We start from the raw sequence: 6301 nt of genomic DNA on the forward strand, positions 1-6301 counted from the left end.
GGCCGACCTGCTGACGGCACTGCTGGGCGGGGCGGTGAGCACGGCCGGTCCGGGTTCCGGGACCGGCGGAGACGGAGCGGAAACCGTGCGGCTGGAGGTCCGGGACGGGCTCCTGCGGGAGCCGGACGCCGGTCCCCGGCTGCCCGACGCCGTCGACCGGGGCGTGACGGCCGTCGAGAAGCGGTTGCGGGCACAGCCGTTCCGCGCGCCGGAGGCGGACGAGCTCTCCCGGCTCGGACTCGGCCCGAAGCAGCTCGCCGCCGCCGAACGTGCGGGGAGGCTCCTGCGGATCGCCGACGGCGTCGTGCTGCTGCCGGACGCCCCCGACCGGGGGGTGCGGGTGCTGGCGGCGCTCGGGGAACCGTTCACCGTCAGTGCCGCCCGGCGGGCGTTAGAGACCACCCGGCGGGTGGCGGTGCCGTTGCTGGAACGGCTCGACGCCGACGGCCGCACGGTGTCCCACGGGGACGGTACCCGGACCGTGGCCGGGTGAGGCGGCCGCGTCAGACGTGGTCCCTCGGGATGGTGGTGTGCCAGTTGCGGGAGAACACCCGCTCGGTGCCCTCGAACGCGTCGAGCCGCGCGTGCACCACGAACTCCGTCGGCGTACACGAGAGCGTGGTGTGCGTGGTGGTGGACACGTCCCACTCGCCGCGGGTGAACCGCATGACCCAGTCCACCTGCCCGCGCACCGACTCGAAGTCGTCGCCGACCCACTCGTAGCGTTCGTCGGCGCGGCGCCCCACCCGCAGGTCGATGTCCTCGAAGTGCACGACCCCCAGGTCCTTCACCACCTCCAGCGCGGAGCGGTACTCGACCAGGTCCCGGGACACCGTCCACCTGCCGTCACCCGGCCGCAGCCGGTGCACGGGCGTCGTCGGGGTGCTCTCGGGTTCGTCGAACGGCTCCGGGCGCACCTCGTCCGTCCGCATCGGGCGGACAGGGAGCACCAGCTCGCTGGTGTCGGCGTGCACGGTCAGGCGCACCGGTTCGGGTGGGGGCCAGGCCAGCGGCCAGTAGGAGGTGGACACCGACAGCCGGATCCGGTGTCCCGCGGGGAAGGCCTGCGCCACACCGTTGAGGCCGACGCTCACCCGGTACCGTCCGCCCGCCTCCAGCGGTTCCGGCCGCGCGTGCCCGTTGCGGTGGGTGAGGTTCAACAGGCCGTAGCTGACGCGGGTGGCCCGCCCGTCGGGGGAGACGTCGGACAGGCGGACCGTCACCATCGCCGTGGGCCGGTCGGTGGACAGGTCCAGGTGGACCACCGGGGAGCCGAGGATCTCGACGCGTTCGGTCAGCACCGCGGTGTCGAACACCAGCGAGCCCCCGTCCTCTTCCCGCTGGTCGTACGGGAGATCCGGCGGGGCGTTGTAGGAACACCACTTCCCGGCGAACTGGCCCACCGACAGGGGTGACTCGATGGTGAGCGCCTCTCCGGACTCGTCCGCACGCGGGGAACCGGTCGCGGGCACACCCACGACGTCGAGTGACTCCGGCGTCGCCTCCCCGGGGGCTTCTCCGGCGGTCCCGACCGTGCCGGTCCGGACGAGACGGTTGCGCCGCAGCACGAACGCGGTCGACTCGACGTGCGGGGACGGCCAGGCGTCCTCGCCGATCCAGCGTCCCGGGCGCTGCTCGTAGGCGGTGGCGGGTTTGGCGCTCTCCTGCATCCAGATCCGCAGCGTCGGATCGTCCATCACGCCGTTGTCCACGCCCTTGAGCCAGTGGTCCCACCAGCGCACGAGTTCCTGGAGGAACCCGATCGCCGGGCCCGGTCTGCCCAGGTGCGGGTACTTGTGCGACCAGGGGCCGATCAGTCCCTTGCACGGCACGTCGAGGTGGCGCAGCATCCGGAACACCGCGTTCGAGTAGCCGTCGGCCCAGCCGCTCACCGCCAGCACCGGGCAGCCCACCGCCGAATAGTCCTCGCACACCGACCCGTGCCGCCAGTAGTCGTCCCGGCGCTGGTGCCGTAGCCACTCGATCAGCCACGGCTCGCAGTGCTGCAGACGTCGCCACCACATCTCCCGCCACCGGTGGCCGACGACGGCCGGGTCCGGCGGGCAGGAGATGTAGGCGAACATCACCGAGGCCCACGACAGGTTGTCCGAGAGCAGACAGCCGCCCATGTAGTGCACATCGTCGGCGTAGCGGTCGTCGGACGAGCTCAACGTCGCGATCGCGCCGAGGCCGGGCGGTCTGCGGGCGGCCAGCTGGAGCGCGTTGAACCCGCCCCAGGAGATCCCCATCATCCCGGTGTTGCCGTCGCACCACGGTTGCTCGGTCAGCCAGGCCAGCACCCGTTCGGCGTCGAACAGTTCCTGTTCCAGGTACTCGTCGCCGAGAACCCCGTCGGAGTCGCCGCTGCCGCGCAGGTCCACCCGCACGCCGGCGTAGCCGTGGCCCGCCAGGTACGGGTGGTGCATGGAGTCGCGCTGCGCGGTCAGATCCCGCAGCCGGTACGGGAGGAATTCGAGGACCGCGGGCACCGGGTCGGTGTCCGACGAGACCGGGCGCCAGATGCGGGCGCCGAGTTCGGTCCCGTCCGACATCGGGATGCGGACGTGGTCGTCGACGCGGGTGGGGTGGGGGAGGGAACTCACGGTGCGCACGGTCGGTCTCCGGCTCCTTCACGGGCGTACGGGTCGTGCTCGGTGGTGGCGGTGCCGCCCGCGTTCCGCGGATCGCCGGGACCGCCGCGGTCGTCGATCTCGAACCGCAGGGACCGGACACACCGCTCGTGGAGCTCGCCGAGCTCGTCCCGGTCCCGCGCGCCGAGGTGGATGTCGGCGAGCTCGTAGCTGTAGCTGTCCCGGGCGTACTGTTCGGACAGCACGTTCCCCTCCGCGGTGGTGACGTCCACGGACAGCCCCGGGATCTCCGCCTCCAGCCGCGCGATCTCCTCCGCGGTGGGGACCCGCCGGACCACCCCGTCGGTGAACCGTCGCAGGAAGCACTTCGCCGCCACCCCGTAGCGCCCCCGCCGGTAGGGCATCGCGGGGTCCCGCCCGAGCGCGAGGCTCACCATGCAGTGCAGATTGGACACCCCGTCGACGTGCTCGAACAGGCGCGCGTGCGACTGCGACAGCCGCGGGTTGACCTCCAGCACCGACACCCTTCCGGTGTCGACGTCGACGAAGAACTCCACGTCGAAGGTCGTCGAGCGCAGGTTCATCCGCACGGCGATCCGTTTCGCGACCGCCGAGACCTCCTCGATCAGGTGCGGCGGGAGCGTGGACGGGTACTGATAACGCAGGAAACTGGAACTGTCCGGATAGGTCACCGAGTCGATGACGCCGTAGACATGCGGTTCGTGGTGGTAGCGGTAGCCCTCGACGGTCACCTGCCTGCCCGTGACCGCCTCCTCCACGAGGCAGGCCGTGCCCGGCACGTCGGCGATCCCGGGCGGCAGCCGGACGCGCTCCAGCACCGCCTCGAAGGGGCCGCCCACGTCGTCGATCTCCGCGCGGACCCGGGACACCGCGTCGGTCAGCTCGGCCTCGTTCCGGACCCGGAAGGCCAGCTTCGACGACGCGGACTTGACCGGCTTGAGCCAGACCGGATACTCCAGCCCGGGCGGCAGCGCGGGCTCGGCCGCGGCCGGGTCGAGCAGGCCGAACCGCGGGTAGGCGTCCACGACCTCCGCCTGCTCCACCCGGCACCAGTACTTGTGCTCGCACTTGACGATCGACTCCAGGCTGGTGCTGGGCAGCCCGTACCGTTCGCAGAGCACCGGGACGAGGGAGGTCACCGGGAAGTCCCAGTAGCCGGTGATCGCGTCGATCGACCCGTCGAAGGTCTCCAGCCGCTGTTCGGCGTGTGTCAGGCACCGCCGGTAGTCGGCGTAGCCGATGCGCACCTCGGAGATGTCGAGCAGGGTGTGGAAGCGTAGGTCCGCGGCGCCGGGCAGGCGCCGGAGCAGCGCCAGATTCCCGTCGTCCAGTCCGAGGACGAACACGTTCTCGGGCACGCGTGCCACCTCCGTGCGGAGCTCTCCACGGAGGATGTCCGGTCGCCGGACCGCGAAACCCGCCCCGCGCGCCGCCGCCGGGGGTGCCTGTCACCGCACGTCGTGCGGGCGGAACTGGATGCTGATGCGCGGGCCCACCGGCCGGTCGGTCTTCGGTACCGCGTGTTCCCAGGTCCGCTGGCACGAGCCGCCCATGACCACCAGATCGCCGTGGCCCAGGGAGTACCGGACCGTGCCGCCGGACCGGGAGCGGGGCCGCAGCAGCAGCGGGCGGGCGGCGCCCACCGACACGATGGCGACCATCGTGTCCTCGCGGTCGCCCCGGCCGATGCGGTCGCCGTGCCAGGCCACGCTGTCCCGGCCGTCGCGGTAGTAGCAAAGCCCGGCCGTGCGGAACGGTTCCCCGAGCTCGTCCCGGTAGTGGCGGGTCAGTTCGGCGCGGGCGTCGGCGAGGACGGGGTGCGGAAGCGGGTCCCGCTCGCCGTAGAAGCACAGCAGGCGGGGCACGTCCACCGTGCGCTCGTACATCCGCCTGCGTTCGGCGTACCACGGCACCCCGGCGGCCAGCCGCTCGAACAGGACGTCCGCGCCGGAGAGCCAACCGGGAAGGACGTCGATCCAGGCACCGTCGGCGAGGTCGGTGCGCCGCACTCCGTCCAGCGGGGGCACCGAGGGCTCGTCGGCCGTGTCGAACAACGACGCCTGAAACGCGGGTTCCATGCGTCTGAGCATACCCCTGATCGAACAAGTGTTCTACCCGGACGCGTGGCGTGTTCTACCCGGACGCGCGGCGATGCGGCGCCGGAATGTGCGGCGCCGGTGTGCTGTTGACAGAACCGAACGCGGAAACGAGCGGCGGGAGGACGTCATGGCGACCGTGGAACTGACCAGCGAGAACTTCAAGGACACCGTCGGCAGCGAGGGCACGGTCCTCGTGGACTTCTGGGCGTCGTGGTGCGGCCCGTGCAAAACCTTCGCGCCGGTGTTCGAGGCGGCCTCCGAACAGCACACGGACATCACCTTCGGCAAGGTGGACACCGAGCAGGAGATCGAGCTCGCGCAGACGTTCGGGATCTCCTCGATCCCCACGCTGATGGTCGTGCGCGACGGCGTGGTGCTCTACGCCGAGCCCGGTGCGCTCCCGGCCCCCGCGCTGGAGGAGCTCATCGGCAAGGCGCGGGAGGTCGACATGGACCAGGTCCGCCAGGAGATCGCCGAGGCGAGCTGACGCACCCCGCCCCGGGACGGGGGCGCGAACCGGACCCGACGGCACCGGCCACCCGGCCGGTGCCGTCGTCGTGTCCGGGCGAAACCGCCCGGACGGTGTCGGGGACGTGTCCTCCGGCGGCGTCGGTGCCTACAATCACGACATGCACGGACGGCGCCCGGTGACCGAGGTCCCCGACGTCGTCGGGCTCGCCCCCGACGACGCCTGCGAGATCGTGCGCAGGGCGGGACTCGTGCCCGTTCCCCCGGACGGGGTGGACGAGCTGCCGATGAGCGGGATCGTCACGACCCAGCGCCCGGTCGGCGCCGCCGGTGCCGTGGAGGGCGCCGAGGTCGTGTTGTGGGTCCATCCCGGCAAGGAGAGCCCGGTCGGCGCGGGCGTCACCGGGCCGCTCGAAACGGGCAGTCCGGACCCCGCCTGACCCGGTGCCCGGTGCCGCACGGGACGGTGCGGCGCCTTTGCGATCAGCGACGGCCCTCCGGGGGCGACAGACGAGCCGCCCAGTCCCGCGCACGGTCGGCTTCGCCGTCGGCGAGTGGGCCGAACTGCCCGGTGACGTAGAAGCTCGTGACCGCCTCCGGCCGCGGCAGGCCTGCTCTCCGCAGGCGTTTCGCCGCCGACCTCGCCGCGGATCCCGGCAGGCGGGGACGGTCCACCTTGGTGTCGAAGGTGGCCGTGCGCACCGTCTCCGGCAGCCGGACCCGGTCCAGCCACTCCCGCACCCCGATGCCGCGGGACACCAGCGGATACCCGGCGCGGCCGCCCCGCTGCCCGGCGTCTGCCCGGGTGGAGTCCCGGCTGAGCCCGAAGGCGTGCGTCGGGGCGCCGAGCACGAGCAGGTCGGTGTCGCTCCCGACCGTGGTGGGTGCCGCGCCGGCCTCCGTCAGGTCGACCTCCACCCCGGCGTGTGCCGCCAGGGTCGAGGCGACCGCGCGGGCGACGGTCTCGGTGTTTCCGTACATCGATTCGTACACGACGAGTACCCGCATCGCCTGCCTCTTCCGCTCAGCCGCGGAGCGGGGAGGGCGGGGTCGCTCCCCGTGCCGGGGGCTCGTACGCGGGGGCGGCGCCCGGATCCGCGGGTGCGGGTGCCGGCGCCGGGG

7 protein-coding genes are annotated in these 6301 nt (G+C 72.5%); 3 read left to right on the forward strand and 4 right to left on the reverse strand.

Going from position 1 to position 6301, the window contains the following annotated elements:
* A partial coding sequence (locus SACHA_RS0102430; RefSeq protein ID WP_157601574.1) for a SelB domain-containing protein occupies positions 1-493 on the forward strand: 493 nt, incomplete at its 5' end.
* A gap of 10 nt (positions 494-503) precedes the next feature.
* On the opposite strand, the gene SACHA_RS0102435 is transcribed toward SACHA_RS0102430, so the two are convergent.
* From SACHA_RS0102435 to SACHA_RS0102445, 3 genes are all read right to left on the reverse strand, one after another.
* Positions 504-2612: a CocE/NonD family hydrolase gene (locus SACHA_RS0102435; RefSeq protein WP_019806939.1), complete on the reverse strand. Its 2109-nt coding sequence runs from the start codon at positions 2610-2612 to the stop codon at positions 504-506.
* Positions 2600-3970, reverse strand: coding sequence for an ATP-grasp domain-containing protein (locus tag SACHA_RS0102440; protein ID WP_019806941.1), 1371 nt, complete (start codon positions 3968-3970; stop codon positions 2600-2602). The genes SACHA_RS0102435 and SACHA_RS0102440 overlap by 13 nt, the downstream gene beginning before the upstream one ends.
* A 90-nt stretch (positions 3971-4060) precedes the next feature.
* Complete coding sequence (locus SACHA_RS0102445; protein ID WP_019806943.1) at positions 4061-4690, reverse strand: alpha-ketoglutarate-dependent dioxygenase AlkB family protein; 630 nt, start codon at positions 4688-4690, stop codon at positions 4061-4063.
* A 73-nt stretch (positions 4691-4763) separates the two neighbouring features.
* Between SACHA_RS0102445 and trxA the strand changes: the two genes are divergently transcribed.
* Positions 4764-5198 carry a thioredoxin gene (gene trxA / locus SACHA_RS0102450; RefSeq protein ID WP_157601573.1) on the forward strand — a complete coding sequence of 145 codons (435 nt, stop codon included), beginning with the start codon at positions 4764-4766 and terminating at the stop codon, positions 5196-5198.
* A gap of 142 nt (positions 5199-5340) precedes the next feature.
* Positions 5341-5619 carry a PASTA domain-containing protein gene (locus SACHA_RS0102455; RefSeq protein WP_026454938.1) on the forward strand — a complete coding sequence of 93 codons (279 nt, stop codon included), beginning with the start codon at positions 5341-5343 and terminating at the stop codon, positions 5617-5619.
* 43 nt (positions 5620-5662) lie between these two features.
* On the opposite strand, the gene SACHA_RS0102460 is transcribed toward SACHA_RS0102455, so the two are convergent.
* Positions 5663-6187: a flavodoxin family protein gene (locus SACHA_RS0102460; protein ID WP_019806949.1), complete on the reverse strand. Its 525-nt coding sequence runs from the start codon at positions 6185-6187 to the stop codon at positions 5663-5665.
* Between the last annotated feature and the right edge of the window lie 114 nt (positions 6188-6301).

The sequence above is a fragment of the Saccharomonospora halophila 8 genome, from assembly GCF_000383775.1.
In the GTDB taxonomy this organism is placed as follows: Bacteria; Actinomycetota; Actinomycetes; order Mycobacteriales; family Pseudonocardiaceae; genus Saccharomonospora; species Saccharomonospora halophila.

Excerpts from the sequence above, each read along its gene's own strand:
- SACHA_RS0102455 (WP_026454938.1), top strand. The coding sequence starts at position 5,341 with ATGCACGGACGGCGCCCGGTGACCGAGGTCCCCGACGTCGTCGGGCTC.
- SACHA_RS0102445 (WP_019806943.1), bottom strand. The coding sequence starts at position 4,690 with ATGGAACCCGCGTTTCAGGCGTCGTTGTTCGACACGGCCGACGAGCCC.
- trxA (WP_157601573.1), top strand. The coding sequence starts at position 4,764 with ATGCGGCGCCGGAATGTGCGGCGCCGGTGTGCTGTTGACAGAACCGAA.
- SACHA_RS0102460 (WP_019806949.1), bottom strand. The coding sequence starts at position 6,187 with ATGCGGGTACTCGTCGTGTACGAATCGATGTACGGAAACACCGAGACC.